This is a genomic window from Flavobacterium sp. DSR3-2 (genome assembly GCF_049896525.1).
Lineage (GTDB): Bacteria > Bacteroidota > Bacteroidia > Flavobacteriales > Flavobacteriaceae > Flavobacterium.
Genome location: NZ_JAFCUM010000016.1, coordinates 1 through 21,323, shown reverse-complemented (window position 1 = coordinate 21,323; position 21,323 = coordinate 1). Strand labels below are relative to the sequence as shown.

Genomic DNA, 21,323 nt, shown 5'->3' with positions numbered 1-21,323 from the left:
ACTTTATGAAAGTAAAAAAGATCTAAATACCACCGAAAAACAAAAGTTGACTGCATGGCTCAAAAATAAATTCAAAACGGAGGTTGTTGAAATGTATTATAGGCAATAAAGAGATTAAATCTCGGTATTGATTTTATTTTCAAATAAACAGATTTAGTTTTTCTGTAAATATTCAGTAATTTCTTTACAGGTTTGTTTGGCATTTCTATTTATTCCAATAAGTGTTGCGGATGCATAACCAGTCCAACTGCCGTAACCCGCAAGCCACAATCCGGGAAGTTCAGTTGCTTTGCTTTCTTCGGTTTTTATGATGCCTCTTTCATCTGTTGAAACGATATTTTTCAAGAAAGAGGTCGCATAACCAAAACCGGTACACCAGATTATCGCATCAAAATCCTCTTTAGATCCGTCAGACCAAATCACACCGTTTTCATAAACGTTTTCAAAACTGCCACTTGAAATAAGAACTCCTCTGGATCGAGCTTCCTGAACTGGTGGGACCATTACAATATTTCCCAAATCATAATTGGCCGCATTGAATGGTTTCCCTTCTTTTTCAGCGTTGTATTTGGCGGTTGCCACGTTGAAAAGATAAAACCCGTCCACTTCATCCGGTAAATAGTGTGGTGGTTTTCTGGTTGACCATTTCACGGAGGTGACTTTAGAAATTTCGGCTACAATTTGCGCTCCTGAATTTCCTTCGCCAATTACCAGTACCTTTAAATTCCTAAACTGCTCTGCATTTTTGTAATGGGCGGAATGGATTTGAATTCCTTTGAAAGTATCTATTCCTTTAATCTTTGGAATAAAAGGATTGTTCCAAGTTCCCGCCGCAGCAATAATTGCTTTTGAAAAATAGATTCCTTTATTGGTGTAAATTTTAAATACTTTATTTTCAGAAGTTACATTTTCTACAGTAACGGAGCGCTCTATTGGCAGTTCGTAACGCTTTTCGTATTGGCATAAATAATCAATTACTTCTTGTTTTGAAGGAAACAGATTTTCAGATTTTGGCATCAACCAACCCGGTAAAGAACTGTGTTCAGCAGGAGAAAAAAGTGTCAAACTGTCCCAAGCATGAAGCCAAGCACCACCACATTTTTCTTCTTTATCCAAGATTAGAAAGTTGAGTTTATGGCGTCGTAAATAATACCCGCAAGCCAATCCGCTTTGTCCGCTACCAATAACAATAACATCCAGTATTTCTTGCATAATAACGTTACTTTACGTTTGTTGTAGCGTAATATTTTTTTCTTAACCAAAAAGAAACATTAACCAGAATTATCAAGGCGGGAACTTCTACAAGCGGTCCAATAACTCCGGCAAACGCTTGTCCGCTGTTAATTCCAAAAACACCAATGGAAACTGCAATTGCTAACTCAAAATTATTTCCGGATGCCGTGAATGAAAGCGCAACGGCGTCTCTATAATTTGCTCCAATTTTTTTGGAAACAAAGAACATCAGGAAAAACATAATGGTAAAAAAAATGACAAGTGGAATGGCAATTCTAATCACATCTAGTGGCAAGTCGACTATCATTTCACCTTTTAAACTGAACATAATGATGATCGTAAAAAGCAACGCAATCAACGTAATTGGAGAAACAAAAGGAATAAATTTTTGATTGAACCATTTGTCTCCAATGAATTTCTTTATGGAATAACGGCTAATTACTGCTAATGCAAATGGAATTCCTAAATAAATTCCGACTGTTGTAGCAATTTGAGCAATCGTAATATTTAATTCTAACCCTTTTATTCCAATTAATGGCAGCATGATTTCCAAATAGAAATAGGCATACAAACTAAAAAAGAACACTTGAAGCAAACTGTTAATTCCGATTAATCCAGCGGTTAATTCTCTGTTTCCTTCGGCTAATTCATTCCAAACAATTACCATTGCAATGCAAGGCGCAATCCCAATTATAATTAAACCCATCATGTATTCCGGATAATCTTTCAAAAAGAATGTTGCCAATGAGAACATTAAAAATGGACCAACAATCCAGGTTATAAAAAAAGAAGCAGTCAGTAATTTTGGTTTTTCAAGCATCAAAGGAATTTTTGAAAAATCAATTTTAGTCAATGGGGGATACATCATTAATATTAATCCAATTGCCAGTGGAATATTCGTTGTTCCGCTGGAAAAGGAATTGATGAAACCACTGCTGGAAGGTATAAAGTATCCAATGGAAACTCCTATTGCCATTGCCAAAAATATCCAAAGTGTCAAGTAACTGTCGAGAAAGTTTAATCTTTTTTTATGTACTTTCATTAGTATGATTTTATTTGTGAAAACACATAAAACATTTCGGTTGCAATTTGTAAACTGCGTTCCTTATATTTTTCTGCTTGTTGTGGCGTATTGTCAAATGCTTTTGGATCTTCAAAAGTCATTGGAATACGCTTTTCGGCACCTGCAATAAATGGGCAACCACCATCCGCTTGTGAACAAGTCAATATCGCTGCAAATTCTCTTTGTGGATTAAAATCGTCATCATACGTTTTGGAAAAACCAATAATTGGATGTTCATTTTCTCCATATTTTATGGCATAAATCGGATTATTCCCTGCTGCGATGGTTTTAATTTTAAATCCCGATTGTTCCAATGTTTTGGTAACCACAGGAAATAAAGCCGTTGCTTCGGTGCCACCAGAATAACAAAATACATTTTTTATATTGAAATGTGCCGCTGCGGTTTGTGCCCAAACCTGAGACAAATGACTTCTTCTAGAATTGTGGGTGCAGATTAAGTTCAGCCGAATTTCTTGTTTGTTCGTTACTTTATCTTGAATAAAATCAATAAGCGGTTGCAAAACGATTTTACGTGCTGCTGTTATTGTTTCAAAATCCAAAGTACCGATTACTTTTTCTATTTCTGGAAATAGGATGGTTTTGGTTTGTTCCATTTTACCGTTTTAAAATTAACAACAACCTCCACCTGGAGTGCAGCTGTTGGTTTGACTAACGATTTCGCATAACTTCACTTTTTGTTTTTCGACTGGAATGCCACATTGATCCTGGGCCAAACAAGCTGTTTGTTTGTTTAACAAAGTGAATGCTGTTCCGTTGAAACCAATATCGTATTTACCAATAGTTTCTGCTTGAAATTCTACTTCTACTTCATAATCTTCGATACCTAAAATTTTTTCAGATAATTCAATTATATCCAATAATTTTTGCGGTTTTAAGCGGTGTTCGAAATCATTGGCGTCCCATAATTGAAAGTTAGCAACGGTTTCTTTTCGAATTTTTCCACCACAATCAATAAAGTTTTTGGTGATTAAACCCACTTCAGTTACATGAAAATGTTCTGGAACATAAGTTCCGTTCGGCAATACAAAAGCAACGTTGTCCAACGTGCTCAATTGTTTTTTAATTTCTGATAATTTCATGATTCTTGTAATTTAAAAATTAACAACATTGATTTTTCTTGTTTTCTAAATAGTCATTGATGTTTTTAAAAAATCCTTTGATTTTCTCGAAGCCTTCTTCATTTAGGCAGTAGCAAATGGAAGCCCCTTCAAAATTGCCTTTTATGAGTCCGGCATTTTTTAGTTCTTTCAAATGCTGCGAAACTGTAGGTTGGGCTAGTGGCAGCTCGTTTACAATATCACCGCACACACAACTGTTTACTTTTATTAGATGTTGGATTATGGCAATACGTGCAGGATGACCAATAGCTTTCGCCAATGTTGCCAATTCGTTTTGCTCGTCTGTGAAATGCTCTGATTTAGTAATTCCCATCGTTATATATTTATATTGCAATATTACGATAATAAAAATCAGCAACAAATTTTTTGACGTTAATTTAAAATTAAAAAGCAATGCAATCGAGTAGGAGTGACTAAAATTCGACCGCAATTGCATTACCTTTTAGTTTTTGAATGATTTTAAAATTAAGGTGCGATTTGCTCACATAATATATAATGATGAACCCTTTGGGCGTAATTCAATTTGTTTAATTTTTTAACCACATAGAAACATAGATTTTAAAATTATGTAAGGCGTTTTACTTTTTAGTTAAAATCATAGCTATGTGAAGCCAAAAATTGGGCTGTCTAACTCTTTTTTTATATGTTTCTATGTGATTCAATTTTTTTATTTAAGATTAATTGAAATTTTCATTAATTACACCCAACGGGTTAATGATAAATACAAAGTCACAATCAGATTTTAGGGTTCAATAATTACCTTCATCGCTTTTTCTTTCGCGGCGTTTCCAAAAACTTCATAGGCTTTTAGGATTTCGTCTAATTTAAAATGATGGGTAATTAGTTTGGCGGGTTCCAATTTTCCAGAGGAAACTGTTTTCAGTAGCATTGGAGTAGTATTTGTATTTACCAACCCCATTGTTATTGTAATATTTTGAATCCACAAATCTTGAATTTGCAGTTCTACCGGTTTTCCATGTACTCCAATATTTGCAATGTGACCACCGGGGCGAACAATTTTTTGGCATATATCGAAAGTAGCTGGAATTCCAACTGCTTCAATAGCTACATCAACGCCATCTTTAGTTTCGGCTAATATTCTTTTTAAGACATCTTCTTTTGCTGAATTGATCGTATCTGTGGCGCCAAATTTTTTGGCCATTTTTAAACGATTTTCATCCATATCAATCATGTAAATTTTGGAAGGCGAATAAAACTGGGCAGTAAGCAACGCTGACATTCCTATAGGTCCAGATCCTACAATTGCAATGGTATCTCCGGGTTTTACACCGCCGTTAATCACGCCGATTTCATGTCCTGTAGGTAAAATATCGCTTAGCATTACCAAAGCTTCTTCGTCAGCGCCTTTTGGTATAAGATGGAGACTGTTATCTGCATGAGGAATACGAACATATTCTGCCTGAGTACCGTTTATTAGGTGTCCTAATATCCAGCCACCATCCTCGCAATGAGCGTACAGCTGTTTTTTGCAATATTCGCAGGATCCATCAGAAGTGATGCAGGAGATAATTACATGGTCTCCTTTTTTAAAATTCCTAACGGAAGTTCCAATTTCTTCAATTACTCCAACTCCTTCGTGTCCCAATGTTGTTCCTGGTTTTACCGATGGGGTTTTTCCATGTAAAATTCCCAAGTCTGTTCCGCAAATCGTGGTTTTAAGTATTTTTACCAATACATCGGTCGCTTTTTCGATTTTAGGTAGTGGGACGTCTTTTAATTGTATTTTTCCAGGACCGTCATAAACTAGAGCTTTCATTGTTTTAGTCTTAACCATTTTACTTTTATTTGAGAGTTGTTTATCCATTATTGGACAGGCTTTAAGTATATTAAATCTTGTTATCTAAAAAAAGATTAGAATTAATTATAACTATTTTGTGTTAATAAATAATTTCTTAATCAAGAAAATTACTGTCGAAAGTTCGTTTGCTTCCTCGTTAAATTCTATGATATAAATCATTTTTTTAAATAAATATTTCGATCTATTTATATTGGTATTTTTCGTCGAAAGCTCATATTTTAATGTAGTACATCCAATAATAAAAATCTTTTAAGAAAGAGAGTTCAACCTTTTTTTTGAAAAAATATGGTTCTAATTTCCGTAAATTATCTCGCTTACATCCATTTTGATAAAAAATCAATCAATTCTTCTCTTAAATCTTTAAATAGTTTTTCAAAAGTTGCAATACTTTCTCTGTGGTTTTTATGATCTGAAAATTTATCATGATCAACCGCATTAGGGTTATCATTTACTGCTGACTCTAGGTACAATTCGTGACTTTTAATATCATGGCTTAAGATATCAATTTGTTCCTTTTGAATAATCAGCTGATTGTTAAAATGATCCGTTAAAGAACGAACCTCTTTTGAAGTATTCTTTTCCGCCACTTCCTTAATTCGCTTAGACATAATTACAAGCTCATCCTTATAAAACAAAAGTTTGTTTAGCCAAGTTTTATGTTCTTCATGTAACTGATAAATTGATTTTTTAGTGTCCATTTTTTATACGTTTTTAAATAGTTTGAGATTAATTTAACCCGTTGGGTGTAATTCAATTTGTTTAATTTTTTAACCAAATAGAAACATAGATTTTAAAATTATGTAAGACGTTTCGCTTTTTTAGAGAAAACCATAGCTATGTGAACCCAAGAATTAGGCTGTTCTACTCTTTTTTTCTATGTTTCTATGTGGTTCAAATTTTTCATTAATGATTAATTAAAATTTTTATTAATTACACCCAACGATTTAATTTAATATCGGTTTCACGATTTAAAAATGTTTCCGGAATTACAATCTCTTTTATTCCGCCATTTTTTATTTTATAAATTAAAAATATAGTTTTTTGTATAAAAAAGAAAAAACATTAAGTCCCTTAAAGTTAGTCATTTATGTTGTAATAAATAGAAATATAGGCAGATTTTAAGCTATAAAAAATGGATTGATTAAAAAAAACATCCCCGAACAATCAAGTGTGTTTGGGGATGTTAGAAAAGATGTGAGTGCTAGTGCTAGAGTAATTCAACTAAACAGTTTTGTTTCATGCTGCCAGTTTCAATGTATCTGGAATGAAGTTTAAAAGCTTCTTCTAAAATATGCGGTGTGTGGCCACCGCGCAAACAAGCACGATCAAAATAATCTGATAATTCTTCTCTGTATTCCGGATGCGTGCAATTTTTAATGATAATTTTGGCGCGTTCTCTGGGAGCAAGCCCTCTTAAATCGGCAATTCCCTGTTCGGTGATTAAAATATCAACATCATGTTCGGTATGATCAACATGGGACACCATTGGTAAAACATGCGAAATGGCATTAAATTCTTTTGAAGATGATTGGGTGACAAAAATACTTAAATAGGCATTCCGGGCAAAATCACCCGACCCGCCAATGCCATTCATCATACTAGTCCCTGAAATATGGGTAGAATTTACATTCCCATAAATATCAAATTCGATGGCTGTATTTATGGCTATAACTCCCAATCTTCGTATCACTTCCGCTGAATTGCTGATATTTTGCGGACGAAGGAGAATTTTGTCTTTGTACTTTTCAAAATTATCAAGAATGTTTTTATAGCAATTTTCAGAAACGGTTATGGAGGAAGCGGAAGCAAAATTTAATTTTCCGCTGTCAAGGAGTTCAAACGTGCTGTCCTGCAAGACCTCAGAATACATCACTAAATTTTCAAAATTTCCTTTGGCAAAGCCAGACATGACCGCATTTGCCACTTTTCCAATTCCAGCCTGCAATGGCATTAATGAATTGGTTAAACGACCTTCTTTGATTTCATTTTCAAAAAAAGCCAATAAATGATTGGCAATGGCAGCCGTTTTCGGGTCTATTGAAGTTACTTGTGCCGGACTATCGGGAATTTCTGTAAAAACAATTCCAATGACCTTTTTAGGATCGATAGTGATATAATTAGTTCCAATTCGGTCATCCGTAGCCGTAATGTTTAAAACGTCTCGATTGGGATAACTTTTTGAAATATAAATGTCATGAATTCCGGCGAATTCAAGAGGCATGGAAATATTTATTTCGATGATAATTTTATCGGCAGTATGCCCAAAAGTAGCTGAATTTCCCACTGAGGTTGTTGGAATTACATTTCCATTCTCATCGATATACGTGCCTTCAATAACCGCAATATCAATTTTCGAAAGGTGTTTGTTCTCTAAAAGTTCGACAGTTTCACTTAAATGTTGGTCAATAAAAAGTACTTTTCCTTCGTTTATTTTTTTTCGTAAGGTGGCGTCAACCTGAAATGGCATTCTCTTGTATAAAGCGTTATTGTTAGCCAAATCAGCATCAGTGGTATGACCTAAAGAAGCACCGGTAATCAATGTGATTCCAATATTTTCTGATTTTGCTCTTTCGGCAAAAGCAGGTAAAACGGCTTTACTGTCACCAGCTTTTGTAAATCCACTGGTTCCGATAGTCATTTTGTCTTTGAAAAATAAAGCGGCTTCTTGCGCAGAAATAACTTTGTCTTTGTAACTTTGAAATCTAATTCTGTCCAACTGCATAATTGTGCGTTTTTAATAAAAAAATAACAAAAAATTGATGTTTTGATAATGATTTAAAACAATAATTATATTTTAGTTTAAATCATATACAATTTTAGTAAAATTAAGAATTGGACAAATATCCTGATAAGTCATAAAAATATTCATTTCAGTCACAATGGGTCCATCTAAAGCTTTAGAAGAAAAATATTACATTAAAGAGGTCGATACCGAAAAAAAAAGTATTTATTGCCACCATGATTTAATGGGCGAATTAATGATTCCAACCCATAAGCATGAAAAAGCACAAATGCTTTACTCTGAAGGTGGTATTGTTCACGTTACTACGGAAACCAAAACTTATTTTCTTCCGGCACGTCATTTTATTTGGATTCCGGGAGGCGTAAAACATAGTATTCAACCGAACTCTGAGGATGTTATGATGCGCAATCTGTATTTCCCAATAGGTTTAGATGAAGACTCTTTTTATGAAAAAGAAGGTATTTATCCCATTAATGATTTGTTGTTGCAAATGATGCTTTTCACAAATCGATGGAATGGAAACCTGAAAAAGGGAACTAGAAATTTTACTATTGCCAACGCGATAAAAGCCATTCTGCCTGAAATATGTCTTACGAATTTACCATTATCGTTGCCTTTGCCAAAGGATATTCGTCTCCATAAAATCATTATCTATTTAGATAAAAATTTGGGAGAAACTATTATGTTTTCTGATTTGGCCAACCGATTTGGGTTTAGTGAGCGCTCTTTGTATCGCTTGTTCCAAAAAGATTTAGGCATGTCCTTTATTCAATATTTTACCATTCGAAGAATTTTAAAAGCAATTGAATTGTTACTTGAAAAAAAATTATCTGTTAATGAAGTTGCGCAGGCAGTAGGTTACAATAGTGTTCCAACCTTTAGTAATACATTTTTTAAGATTTTAGGACAACGCCCTTCTGATTATTTAAAAGGGATCGAAATATTAAAAAAGTAATTTTTTTTAACCTTCATTTTCTGCAATCGTTCTAATAATTTCATAGACTTTTATTTGTCTGAAATGGATAAATAGTTGGCTATAGTTGATTTTGAGGCATGGATTAAATTAGGGAACTTTGCAACCTATTCCTTTATCTATATTATGTTTCTTAAAAAAAGGGTTCTTTGGAGCCAAACAAAAATTAATTTTTCAAAAAATGCCTTGTTGTTATTCCTCTTCTTTCAAGGAATAATGTCAGTGCAAGCGCAATCAACTACTGCTATTTCTTTAAATGATGCTTTAAAAATCGCTAAAGAAAATAATAAGACCATTCAGAAATCTCATATAGAACAGCGTATTTCAGAACAAGAAATTGCCGTAACAAAAGATCTTCGTTTACCGGAACTTAATTTTAATGCAATGTATTCCCGATTATCAGATCTGACGGAATACGAAGGCAGTTTTTTCTCGGATAAACATACCTATACTCCACAACCTGGAACTGTAATATATGATGCGGTCACAAATTTTGATATGCCGATTTATGCAGGTAACAGAATCAATAATGCGATTAAAAAGTCGAAAGAGGAAAATGAAATTGCCAAAATCAAGGAAGAGAAAACACAAAATGACATTCAGTTGCAAGTTACCGCTACTTTTTTGGGCATTTATAAAATGATGGAACTCCAGAAAATCATTAACGAAAGTATAAAAGAAGAACTGGAACGATTAAAAGAAGTGAAGGCTTTTAAAACCTTTGGAACCGTTACTAAAAATGAAGTGTTGCGTTCTGAACTGCAATTGTCTGACAGAGAACTCAATTCATTAACCAATAAAAAAAATATTAGCATTGCACTTCAAGATTTAAAAACTCTTTTACAGTTACCAGAAGAGGCTGAAATTACTATCGATACAACAGGATTACTCGATACAGCTCCATTGAAAGACTATGATTTCTATTTTGAAGAAACCCTTCAAAACGAAGAAATGCGTATTTCTAGTAGAAAAGTAGACGTAAAAAAAACAGAGTTGAAAATGGTGAAAGGTAATTTTTATCCTAAGGTGAGTTTCTTTGGAAATTATAATCTGAAATATCCCGACTATATGTTATTTACTTTGAATCGTCCCTATCTCTACACCATTGGACAAATTGGAGTGGAAGCTACTTATAATTTATCTGGTTTGTATAAAAATAAAGCGAGAGTTCAGGTTGCCAATTTAAAAGTGGAATTGCAAGAAAATGATTTAGAGCTTGTTAAAAATGAAATGGTAGATAAAGTATTTAAAAATCATACTCAATATCAGGAAATACTGGATAAGCTGCCGGTTACGGACAAAGCATTGGATTTAGCCAATGAAAATTATCGCATTGTAAAAGTAAAATACCTGAACCAATTGGTCTTGATTACGGAAATGGTCGACGCTGATAACGCGCTGCTTCAGGCAAAATTCAACAAAATTTCCACTAGAATAGATGCTGCTATGAAACATTATGAATTGCTCCATACGGCAGGATTACTTAATAAATAATAATTTCAATTTAATATAATTTAGTTTCCAATTTACATGGTAAAAGTACAGAATTCGTCAAGAGCTCATCAATCATTTCATAGATTAATCACCTTGATTGCCAGTATTTTGGTTGTTGGCGGAATTGTTTTAGGAATTTGGTTTTATATTTTTAATAAAAATCACGAAGAAACTAATGATGCTCAGGTAGATCAATTTGTAACACCAATTATGGCCCGAATTACGGGTTTTATTAAAGAAGTGCGCTATAATGAAAACCAATTTGTTCATAAAGGTGATACGCTGCTGGTAATTGACAACAGGGAATACAAAGCGCATTTAGACATGGCACTGGCAGATGTTGAAAACGCAAAAAGCAATAGCATGGTGATCGAAAAAAATGTTGCAACAACTTCTAATACAATTTCAGTTAGACAGGCTCAGTTGCAAGCTGCAAAAACGGAAGTTTGGAAAACAAAATTGGAATACAATCGCTACAAAGGATTAGTAAGCCAGGACGCGGCTACAGATCAACAGTTTGAAAAAGTAAAAGCGGATTATGAATTGGCACAGGCGCATTATCAGGAAATAGCAAACACCATTCAATCGGCGGCATTAAATACTGCTGAAGCTTCCGCTAAAATCCCAGCTGCTCAGACGGTAATTCAGTCCAAACAAGCGGTTGCTGACAATGCCACTTTGTTTCTTTCTTACACCATAATTACCGCTCCGTATGATGGATGGGTGGGAAAAAAAATGATTCAGCCGGGACAAATGATAAAAGAAGGACAGACCTTAGTTTCTATCGTTAGCAAGGAAAAGTGGATTACAGCTAATTTTAAGGAAACGCAGCTGCAGTATTTATCTGTTGGAAAAGAAGTTACAATGAAAGCAGATGCAATTAGTGGAAGAAAATTTACCGGCATCATTGAGTCATTATCTCCTGCCAGTGGTGCACGTTTTTCGCTCTTACCTCCTGATAATGCTACGGGTAATTTTATAAAAATAGAACAAAGAATCCCGGTTAGAATAAAATTAAAAGTAAGTGATGCACAAACGGACTTTCTTAGAGCCGGTATGAATGTTACGGTTATAGCCGAACACAAATAATCAGATGTCAGAAGTAAGTATTTTTAAATCCTGGGTTCCAAATTGGGCTATTATTGCCATTATATTTTTCTGCATGCTGCATTCCATGGTTTTATTGGGAGTATATACTTCTAATGTAACGTATGCAGCGAGTTTTTTGGATGTGGAAGTCGAAGATTTGCAGTTTTCGATGTGTGTTACTTACGGGACTTTTCTGGCTACATTACTCATTGAAAGTAGGTTTTTTAAGTTTTTTCCAACCAAAAAATATTTCCTAGTCATTTACGGTCTGGCAGCCTTTACATTTATTTTGACAGCTTACACGGAAAATTTTTCTTTGTTTATTATCCTAAGAGTGGTCGAAGGGATTTTGATGGCGTTGCCTGTTTTGCCTTTGCGATTATTTTTGATTTCAAGATTTAAGTCAAAAAATGCCGTGATTATTGGTTTTTCCCTTAATTATGGAGCTTTGATGCTGGCTTCACCTTTTATAATGAATATTGCGGTTTGGTTGCTTGAAAATTACGATTGGAAATATATGGCTTTAGGTTCGGCTTTTTTTCAAATTTTGTGCGTGGCTTTGGTTATGATTACGTTCAATAACAATCGATATTATAAAAAAATTCCGTTGTATCAAATAGATTGGGCCAGTTTTATTCTTGTGCTTACCGCCATCATATGTGGGAGTTATTTTGTGGTTTATGGTCAAAAAAAATATTGGTTTGAATCATCCCAAATTATAGTTGCGCTTATTGTCGCCTTAATCACAGGAGGTTTTTTTATCGCCCGACAAATGCTGGTTACTCGTCCTACTTTTGACATGAAAGTTTTTCAGTATGCAAATTTGCGAACCGGATTGTTATTGTCTGTGGTCTTTTATATTGTCAGATCGACTTTAAATATTTGTCACAGCACGATGTATGTGGTTTGGAACTGGGAGCCTTCCAGAGTAGCACATGTTCAGTATCTGAATATGATAGGAGTTGTAACTGGAATGATTCTTACGGGAATATTTCTGGCAAAATCTGTAGCTTCGCGATATATTTTTATATTGGGATTTTCACTCTTTGCCGTTTTTCATTTCTGGTTTACCTTTCTTTTTGTGCCTGATGCCTCGCTGGCAGATATCGCTATTCCTTACATGTTGCAGGGAGTCGCGGTCGGGGTACTATTTGTTCCGTTAGTATTGTTCACCGTATCGGCTGTTCCTAAACATTATGCTCCTTTTGCTGGAATTGTAGGAGTTGCAGGCCGTTTTTGGGGAAGTATAATGGGATTCGCGATTATTCAAAACGCAGGATGGTTTTTGCAAAGTACGCATTTTACAAAATTCCGACAGTTTGTTCTTCCCGAAAGTCCGGAGACACAAAGGCGTGTCGAACAACTCACCAAAAATTTTGTAGCTAAAGGATATACGTTTGATGATTCCAATAAATTAGCGATGAAACAAATTATTAGTTCGGTTTCAAAACAATCGATATTATTGTCCAATATGGAAATTTTTACCGCTATGGGTTACTTTATGTTTATTGTCGTTATTTTTCTGCTGCTTAATCAGCATTTAAGACAAACACTTGACGTTTTCAAAAATAGAATTTGGGGTAATTAAAAAGTTTGGTGTGGTTTGTTAAAATCTTTTAACAACCAAATTTTCAACATTAAATTACTGATTTTTTGTCGTTTTTTATAATTCAATAAGGTTTTCAAAATCTCTTTTCTTACTGTAAAATCCTTTTACAATTTAATGATTTTTACTATTTATAAAAGGCGTTTTTGTTTAAAAATGATTAACTTAGTGTATTGTAAATCAATTAAATAAAATAGTAAAATGGAAAAAAGTAACGACAAATTAGGTTCTGCTAAAGAAAAATCGGACAAGGAAGATAAAAATAAAGTGCCGGATTTTCTTTTGTATCCGCCAAGCGAGGATATTTATAACCAATTTAAAAAGGAATCGGATATAGATCCTGAAGATATATCTAAAAATAAAGTGCCCGTTGAAATCGATAATGTCAGTAAACTGAATGAAAAAGATTTTGAAGAAGATGTTTCGGGTGGTGATTTAGATATTCCGGGCTCTGAATTAGATGATGCTCTTGAGGATGTAGGAAGTGAGGATGAAGAAAACAACCATTACGGGATTGGAGGGGATAATCATAGTAATCTGGATGAGAATGATGGAAAAAAAAGTTAAAACTTTTTAAAAGCTAATTTTTTAAAATGTCGCTTTTATAAATTTTTACAGGACACGAGTCGCATAAATTTCTCATTCAATTCAATCATATATTATGTCTTTGCATAAATATAACCTAAAGCGCAATTTTGATTCTACAACGGAACCTGAAGAGAAAATTGAAAAATCTAAAAAGGAACTTGTTTTTGTGGTACAAAAACATGCAGCTTCCCATTTGCATTATGATTTTCGATTGGAAATGAATGGTGTGTTAAAAAGTTGGGCGATACCCAAAGGGCCTTCTATGAATCCAGCTGATAAAAGGCTTGCGATTATGGTAGAAGATCATCCCCATAGTTACAAGGATTTTGAAGGTACTATTCCAGAGGGGAATTATGGAGCAGGGAAGGTAATCGTTTGGGATAACGGAACGTATACTTTGGCTGAAGAACAAAATGAACATAAAATTGAAACTATTTTAAAATCTGATTTACAAAAGGGACACCTTAGTTTTATCCTTAGAGGGAAAAAATTAAAAGGGGAATTTGCGTTGGTAAAATTAAAAACCAAACAGGAAAATACCTGGCTGTTGATAAAGAAAAAGGATGATTTTGCTATTGAAAGCGATATTTTAAATGAAAATAAATCGGTGATTTCTAATTTGCCTTTGGAGGCTTTTGATAAATAATTTCTAAGATGATAGTTCAATTTTAACCCGTTGGGTGTAATTCAAGTTCTTTTTTTTTAACGCATAGAAACATATTTTTTATGTATTTCTATTAAGACGTTTCACTCTATTATAGTAAAACATAGCTTCGTTACCAAAGAATTGGGCTGTCCTGTTCTTTTTTTCTATGAATTTATGTGTTTATTTTTAAATTCTTTTCGGAGTTCTTAATTTTAAATAATTGTACCCAACGAGTTCAATTTTAATGAAAAAACAAGGCAATTGCAATCTTCAGGACAATTAATAATCACAACCCATACCAGACGATAACTTTCCCGCACATTTACCACATCCGTAAAAAGGGTAAGATTATTTCTACGATTTATAGACGGTTATCCAAGTCTTTAAACCTGGTAACACTATCAAAATTGAGGTTCAGATGTCGTTTAAAGAGATTCAATTCCTCGCTCTCCCTCACTAAATTGGGGAGATCCAGAATGTATAAATTTTCTTCTATACTATTTTTTACATTTAGAACTTTACCAATGTATTTAAGTAAATTGGTTTTTGAAATACCAAGTTTTCCGTGTCGTTCCAATTTTAGAATATAATGTTTTGACGATGTAATTAGTGTATTAGTCAGAACTTCGTATTAATATAATGCTACAGATTGACCAATATTGCGCATCACAATAGGTAATACAGATAGAGTCAATTTGGGAAATAATCATATAATTATTTTTTACAATCTATCATCAGTGTCAATTTGGTATTCTTCGAATAAATATAAATTCACCCAATTCTTCGCGTAATTTTTATAAACGTATCAATTCACTCTTGGCAGCCGAATCATAGTTAGGTAAAACCAGTACACCACAGTCAAAAACATACAAATAATGCTTGGAATTTTCCATTGCATAAAATTCTGTGGAAAAAGATCCCGAATATATTTAAGCAATAAGGTACCAGCGAAATTTCTTAATATTAAAAGATTCTTTAATTTGAAAAGCACTAATTCAAATTGTCATTATCAAACTTCTTCATACCAATTTGATGAAATTTTAGAGCGATGTAACTAGAATTGATTGATTTACAAAGCTGTTTACTGTTCTCTTTTGACATCTTTTATATGTTAAAATCAATCCCAGTGAATATTAAAAGAAATTGACTTAAATTTTTCCAAATCATATAAAAAACAGCGTAAATACAGAGGATAAAAATTTTATTTCACGTAAATGCCTGATAACTAAACTATCAACCGAATGTAAACTTGTAAATAAATAGTTATAATATTTAATTTTCAACTTAAAAACTCCAAATTATTGTACTTAATCGATAAATATTGCCGATGGTCGATTTAATTTTGTTTTTATTTTTGTTTTTTGTATTAAAATTTTTAATTTAGGACCCAAAATAGTTGATAATTATACAAATAAATAAATACCAGAGTGAGAAAAAATTACCTTAAAAATTTATTAGTTGCATTTGCACTTTTTTCGTCTCTGTTACTTTTTTCTCAAGGGAATCAAGTAATTAAAGTAAGTTATGGAAATCCACCTATAAATATTGTTAATGCAGCAACTGTAAATTTCGGTGCTTCAACTGAAATTGCATTTTCGATCACTAACGTTCCTGATGGGAGCGGAAATCCATCATTGGTATTGTCAAACCCCGAAGTCACATTAAGCAATGCCAATTTTGTAATTTCATCTCCAGTTTCTCAATTCAATATTAAAAAAGGTGAAAAAAGCGTATTTAAAATAAGAAAAAATAATTTTGCCTGTAATACTTCACCACAATCTACTGTGGTTACTATAAACTCTAATGCCAAAAATTTTCCAGCCTTTTCTTTTACAATAACTTACACGAATGCTCCTTCCATTTCTGTTTTGGGAGGCACGCCAACACAACCCATTCTTAATGGACAAACTGTTCCCACATCGTCTAATGGTACTTTGTTTGGCACAGTAACCGTTGGTGCAAACACTACACGAAATTTTTTAATTACTAATACTGGTACTTGTCCATTAACACTTGACCCATTAACATGTTTTGGGTATAATCCTGCAATAGGATTGCCTTCCACTGATTTTATGATAATAGTTCAACCAACACCTTATCCTTCGGCTGTTGGTACGGCTGCTTCTAATGTTATTATGCCTGGTGGAGCATCATATTTTGTGGTGCTTTTTCAGCCGCAATCTCCAGGAATTAAATCGGCTATAATTTCAATTCCTAGTAATGATGCTACAAAAACTCCTTATACTTTTGTCATAAGTGGCGAAGGATTTAATCCAAGCGTAACCGGGCCAGGAGGAGGAAATCCAGACTTTAGGTTGTGGCTTAAATCTACCAGAGGAATTACTTTGCCTATAGGTTTGAGTACTAATTACAGTGTTCCACTATGGAGAGATTTGGGATCAATGGGGAAAGATGCTGCACAAACTACCGTTGCTAATCAACCGACTTATGTTGATGCGGAAAGTGCTAACATTAATTTTAATCCTGTTGTAAAGTTCGAAAATACCGCATCACGCAATCAATTTATGTATAACACAGACAACGGATATTATACTCATGAAACTTTTATAGTCATGGAACCGGATGTTGCTGTCGACGGAACAACTTTGCCAATGACTATTATTTCTGGTACTTCTGCTTCAAATCCTACTTATCCAATTATTGCAAACGAGCACACGGGGATTGGTTTTGGTGATTTTACAACACGTTTTGCAAATGAAAGATTATGGTTCAGTCAATGGCAAAATAATAGTGGAAGTTTCTATAGTGTAGCAGACAATGTTGGAAATTATTCTAAAGCAGGGATTATTAATACACGAAATAAATCGACTACAGCTTCAGATGGTGTTGATTTATTGTTTAATACTAATGCTATAGGATCTGTAACAAGCAGTTTGTCCTATTCTAATTTGGGTTACAACGATACGAGCGTAACACCTAATATTTGGAAAGGAACTCCTTATAATATTGGAAAAAATATAAATAGCGGCACTGTTAATGGAACCCTTAACGGCCGAGTGGCGGAGATAATATCATACGCTTCACGTGTGCTTGATGCCAATCGTCCTAAGATTGAAACCTACCTTGCCATAAAATATGGTATCACTTTAGGAGTAAACGGAACCAGTAAAAATTATCTCGATTCAGGGGGAACTATTATTTGGGACGTTAATGCTAATAGCGGTTACAACTATAACATTACCGGAATTGGTAAGGATGTTGCTTCTGATTTGTATCAAAAGCAGTCTAAAAGCAGTAATGATCCCAATGAAGTAACTATAGGTTTAGGAGTTATTGCGACAACTAACAATGCTAATATAAATGAGTTTAAAAAAGATCGCGATTTTTTAGCTTGGGGGTCTGATGGAGGTGCTTATACAGCAGTGGCATTTCCCAATGTAACAACATTAGCAGCAGAACTAACTACCTCGACAACTCGAATCAATAAAAAATGGAAAATTGTTGAAACTAAAAGTGACGTTAACGGCGATGTTGAAAATGTATTTATAAGTATTCCGGGTAATGCATTTAGTAGTTTTGGTGCATTTCCAAGACTTGTAACTGAAGAATATGCTTTAATTGTAAGTGATAATCCTCTTTTTAGAGATGGTGATATCATTGATATAATTCCCTTAAAAAGGAATGAGACTGCAGCTGGAGTTGCAATATTAAACAAAGAGGGAAGCGAAACGTATCAAACATGGTATGATTTTGATGGTATTAAGTATTTTACTTTTGGGAAGGCACTTAAAAAGGAAGCTAAACAATTAGTAAACAGCACTGCCAATACAATTGATAAAGATTTTTTGGTGGGAGAATATGCATTAAACCTTAACAGCGGTTCATTTACAATAGGTTGTTGGTTAAGAAATGATGGGAGCAGTACTGCTAATAGGACTATAATTAGCAAAGGTGTTAATTTAGAATTACGTTTAAATGCACAACATAAAGTAGAAGCATATTGGGATGGCGTTTTAAGATTTGAATCAAATACTGCGATTGCTGATGGAAAATGGCATAACATTGTTGCAGTGTATTATGCAGGAGCAGCAGACTTTTACATAGATGGTGTGATAGAATTTTCTAAATTTAACCTTCAAAATCCATCACCTAATTTTTCCAGATTTTCCGTTGGTTCACTTTATATTGATAAGAATAATATAATTAATCCATTTAGGGGAGAAATAGACGAAATCAACATATGGGATATGGCATTATCGGCCAATCAGATAAATTATTTAATGAATCAGGAAATTGAAAAATTTGGTCTTAACGCCAATGGAAAAGTATTGCCTCAAAATATATCTAGCAATGAAATAAAAGCAATCACTTGGAAGACACTAAAAGCATACTATGATTTTAATGCTTTCTATGGTACAACTGTTGAGGGATTGACAGATGAGCGCAATTTTCTTCGAATTAAATATTTAAATAAAAACAAGCAGCTTTTAAATGCCCAAACAGCACCGTTGCCTTACGAAACTGTTGCTGACGGAGAGTGGAATGGAACTAATTCAGCAATGTGGAAAAATGGTGCTATTCAAACTATTCCCAATGCTGTTTCTATAGTTCCTGGTGATTTGACAGTAAATGGAAATATCGTTAAAATTAAAAACAATGTGACTTCAATAGGAAACAAAACTGTTTTAGGATTATTTGTAGAAGGTACTGATGCCACAACTTATAAAACGCTATCAGCAAATAATGATACTAAGGTTCAAGTTTCACATTATTTAAAATTAGATGGTTTACTTGATTTAAAAGGACGTTCTCAATTAGTGCAGACGCTCAATAGTGAACTGGATGCTACCAGTAAAGGTTTTATAAAAAGAGACCAACAAGGTACTGTTAATAAATATAATTATAATTATTGGTCATCTCCCGTAGGGCCAATAAATGCCACTACTAACAACAATGCATATACCGTAAATGCTGTGTTTAAAGATGGGTCTACAACAACTCCTGCAAATATTAATTGGGTAAGTGGATATGATGGAAGTACCGCACCTTTAAGCCTGGCGAGATATTGGTTGTATAAATTTCAAAATGGTACACAATATTCCGATTGGGTACATTTTGATGAAAGCACCGCTACAATTCTACCTTCTCAAGGATTTACTTTAAAAGGAGCAGGAGCTGTAAATGCCAATAGTTCTTTAACTCAAAATTATACATTTATAGGAAAACCCTACAACGGCCTTATTATAGGTAATTCTGTTTTGGCGGATAACTTATTTTTGGTAGGTAATCCTTATCCGTCGGCTTTAGACGCCTATAAATTTATAAATGATAATATTAACACTATTGATGGCCCGATCGATGGCATTATTTCTGGAGAACTTTATTTTTGGCAACATTCTCCGGACAACAATACTCACGTAGTCGGAGGATATACTGGTGGTTATGCTACATTGACTTTAACCGGAGGAACGCCTCCAGTTTTTCCAGCAGGAATTGCAGGTGTAGGGGTAAGTACTAAATTATCATACCAACATATCCCGGTTGGTCAAGGATTTTTTGTAGCAGGAAAACTAGGGATTGTTGGAGCTATACCAATTATTTTTAATAATAATCAACGGGCTTTTGTAAAGGAAAATGATGTTGACGATTTGTCTCTGCCAATTTCCAATACATTATTTAAAATGGTGCCAAAAAAGAAAGATAAAACAGCTATAATTGACCACTTTAAAGACAATAGTAATGATGTAATTTATAATAACTATAATACAAAAATCAGGTTAGGTTTTAACACAGCAAATAATTATCACAGACAGTTATTAATCGGATTCATGAATGATCTGGCGACTGATGGAGTGGATAGAGGTTATGATGGTTATCAGATTGACACACAAAAAAATGATTTATATTTTTTGATTAATAATGCCGAATATACTATTCAAGGTGTTGGTTCATTCGATGTTACTAAATCGTATCCACTAGGAGTAAAAACAGATATAACAGGTAATGTTCAATTTGTCATTGATACTGCGGAATTTTTACCCGCAAATCAAAATGTATATATTCACGATAAGGAAACTTCAATTTACTATGATATTACCAAAGAACCTGCAGCTGTTAATTTATCCGCAGGAACATATAATTCTCGTTTTGAATTAACTTTTCAAACAGATAAAGCACTTGGAACAAGCGAAAATGAATTGCCGGAATCGCTGATAATTGTTTACAATAGTGAAATAAAAAAGAAATTAGTTATTAGTAAAAATCAATCAGTAGATATTATAGAAGTTTCAATTTACAATATCGTCGGTCAACAGCTAAGTACTCTTAAAAAGGTGCCAAATGGTAATACAGTGGAAATTCCTTTCAATGTACAAAGTGGTGTTTACATAGTAAAAATATTTACTGATAAAGGTGTAATCAGTAAAAAAATAATAAAGCAATAGTGGCTTTCACGATGATATTCTATAGAGTAAAAAAATAGTTGATGATAAGGATTTAAAGAGATATATTCGACTATTTTTTTAAGATTAAGATTGATTGCCACGAACGCCATTAGTTTTAAAATTACTTCCACACGATATATTATGTTACCCTATATATAGGACTAAAAAAGTAATAGCACAATATAATGTATGGGACAAAACCCTTTGTTAGTTTAATTTTGTGCTTGAATAATAGCACTGAAGTAACATCTGATGAAGCAAAGCGTAGTGATGAGCTACAAATAATGCAATAATGTTTAAATTCATCAAGATTTGCTGAACCAAGAAATGCTATTGAAGGTAATCTTTCATTAGTGGAATAGGGAATTTTGACAAGAAAACGAGTTTAAGGTGTATTTGATTGTAGTTTTGTTTAAAAAACTTGTTCTTTCAAAAAACATGATATCAGTTAGTTAAAGATAAAGTTAAGAAAAGGTCAAAAAAAAGTGTTTAAAAAGCTTGAATAACCCAATAAAGGGTGTAGTTT

16 protein-coding genes are annotated in these 21,323 nt (G+C 33.6%); 7 read left to right on the top strand and 9 right to left on the bottom strand.

The genetic code is table 11. The features are described 5' to 3' along the window. Positions 1-153 precede the first annotated feature (153 nt). The 8 genes from ACP7AV_RS15590 to ACP7AV_RS15555 form a co-directional block, all read right to left on the bottom strand. Positions 154-1,212 (bottom strand): ArsO family NAD(P)H-dependent flavin-containing monooxygenase, encoded by a 1,059-nt coding sequence (locus ACP7AV_RS15590; protein ID WP_426092733.1) that lies wholly within the window; start codon positions 1,210-1,212, stop codon positions 154-156. Positions 1,213-1,219: 7 nt separating this feature from the next. Then, positions 1,220-2,275 carry an ACR3 family arsenite efflux transporter gene (gene arsB, locus ACP7AV_RS15585; protein ID WP_426092732.1) on the bottom strand — a complete coding sequence of 352 codons (1,056 nt, stop codon included), beginning with the start codon at positions 2,273-2,275 and terminating at the stop codon, positions 1,220-1,222. After that, a complete protein-coding gene (locus ACP7AV_RS15580; protein WP_426092731.1) occupies positions 2,275-2,910 on the bottom strand; it encodes a low molecular weight phosphatase family protein in 636 nt (211 codons plus the stop codon). Before ACP7AV_RS15580 ends, arsB begins: the two co-directional genes overlap by 1 nt. A 15-nt stretch (positions 2,911-2,925) precedes the next feature. Continuing rightward, the gene (locus ACP7AV_RS15575; protein ID WP_426092730.1) at positions 2,926-3,396 is read right to left on the bottom strand and encodes a DUF6428 family protein; all 471 of its coding nucleotides are present in this window, start codon (positions 3,394-3,396) and stop codon (positions 2,926-2,928) included. Positions 3,397-3,415: 19 nt separating this feature from the next. Then, positions 3,416-3,748: an ArsR/SmtB family transcription factor gene (locus tag ACP7AV_RS15570; protein WP_104000459.1), complete on the bottom strand. Its 333-nt coding sequence runs from the start codon at positions 3,746-3,748 to the stop codon at positions 3,416-3,418. Between the two features lie 429 nt (positions 3,749-4,177). Then, positions 4,178-5,212: a zinc-dependent alcohol dehydrogenase family protein gene (locus ACP7AV_RS15565; protein ID WP_426092729.1), complete on the bottom strand. Its 1,035-nt coding sequence runs from the start codon at positions 5,210-5,212 to the stop codon at positions 4,178-4,180. A gap of 356 nt (positions 5,213-5,568) precedes the next feature. Next, the gene (locus ACP7AV_RS15560; RefSeq protein ID WP_426092728.1) at positions 5,569-5,952 is read right to left on the bottom strand and encodes a hypothetical protein; all 384 of its coding nucleotides are present in this window, start codon (positions 5,950-5,952) and stop codon (positions 5,569-5,571) included. A 509-nt stretch (positions 5,953-6,461) separates the two neighbouring features. Next, positions 6,462-7,976, bottom strand: a complete 1,515-nt coding sequence (locus ACP7AV_RS15555; protein WP_426092727.1) for a succinate CoA transferase — start codon at positions 7,974-7,976, stop codon at positions 6,462-6,464. A gap of 157 nt (positions 7,977-8,133) precedes the next feature. On the opposite strand from ACP7AV_RS15555, the gene ACP7AV_RS15550 reads away from it, so the two are divergent. The 6 genes from ACP7AV_RS15550 to ACP7AV_RS15525 all read left to right on the top strand — a co-directional run bounded on the left by ACP7AV_RS15550 (position 8,134) and on the right by ACP7AV_RS15525 (position 14,393). Next, complete coding sequence (locus tag ACP7AV_RS15550) at positions 8,134-8,952, top strand: helix-turn-helix domain-containing protein (protein ID WP_426092726.1); 819 nt, start codon at positions 8,134-8,136, stop codon at positions 8,950-8,952. A 75-nt stretch (positions 8,953-9,027) separates the two neighbouring features. Next, positions 9,028-10,464 carry a TolC family protein gene (locus ACP7AV_RS15545; RefSeq protein ID WP_426092725.1) on the top strand — a complete coding sequence of 479 codons (1,437 nt, stop codon included), beginning with the start codon at positions 9,028-9,030 and terminating at the stop codon, positions 10,462-10,464. A gap of 36 nt (positions 10,465-10,500) precedes the next feature. Next, the gene (locus ACP7AV_RS15540) at positions 10,501-11,553 is read left to right on the top strand and encodes an HlyD family secretion protein (RefSeq protein WP_426092724.1); all 1,053 of its coding nucleotides are present in this window, start codon (positions 10,501-10,503) and stop codon (positions 11,551-11,553) included. A gap of 4 nt (positions 11,554-11,557) precedes the next feature. Continuing rightward, on the top strand, positions 11,558-13,141 hold the full coding sequence (locus tag ACP7AV_RS15535) for an MFS transporter (RefSeq protein WP_426092722.1): 1,584 nt from the start codon (positions 11,558-11,560) through the stop codon (positions 13,139-13,141). A 219-nt stretch (positions 13,142-13,360) separates the two neighbouring features. Further along, positions 13,361-13,726, top strand: coding sequence for a hypothetical protein (locus tag ACP7AV_RS15530; RefSeq protein ID WP_426092720.1), 366 nt, complete (start codon positions 13,361-13,363; stop codon positions 13,724-13,726). 94 nt (positions 13,727-13,820) lie between these two features. Next, positions 13,821-14,393, top strand: a complete 573-nt coding sequence (locus ACP7AV_RS15525; protein WP_426092719.1) for a DNA polymerase ligase N-terminal domain-containing protein — start codon at positions 13,821-13,823, stop codon at positions 14,391-14,393. 361 nt (positions 14,394-14,754) lie between these two features. Here ACP7AV_RS15525 and ACP7AV_RS15520 read toward each other — a convergent pair whose 3' ends face one another. Continuing rightward, a complete protein-coding gene (locus ACP7AV_RS15520) occupies positions 14,755-15,015 on the bottom strand; it encodes an RMD1 family protein (RefSeq protein ID WP_426092766.1) in 261 nt (86 codons plus the stop codon). Between the two features lie 805 nt (positions 15,016-15,820). Between ACP7AV_RS15520 and ACP7AV_RS15515 the strand changes: the two genes are divergently transcribed. Next, positions 15,821-20,797, top strand: coding sequence for a LamG-like jellyroll fold domain-containing protein (locus tag ACP7AV_RS15515; protein ID WP_426092718.1), 4,977 nt, complete (start codon positions 15,821-15,823; stop codon positions 20,795-20,797). Positions 20,798-21,323 lie beyond the last annotated feature (526 nt).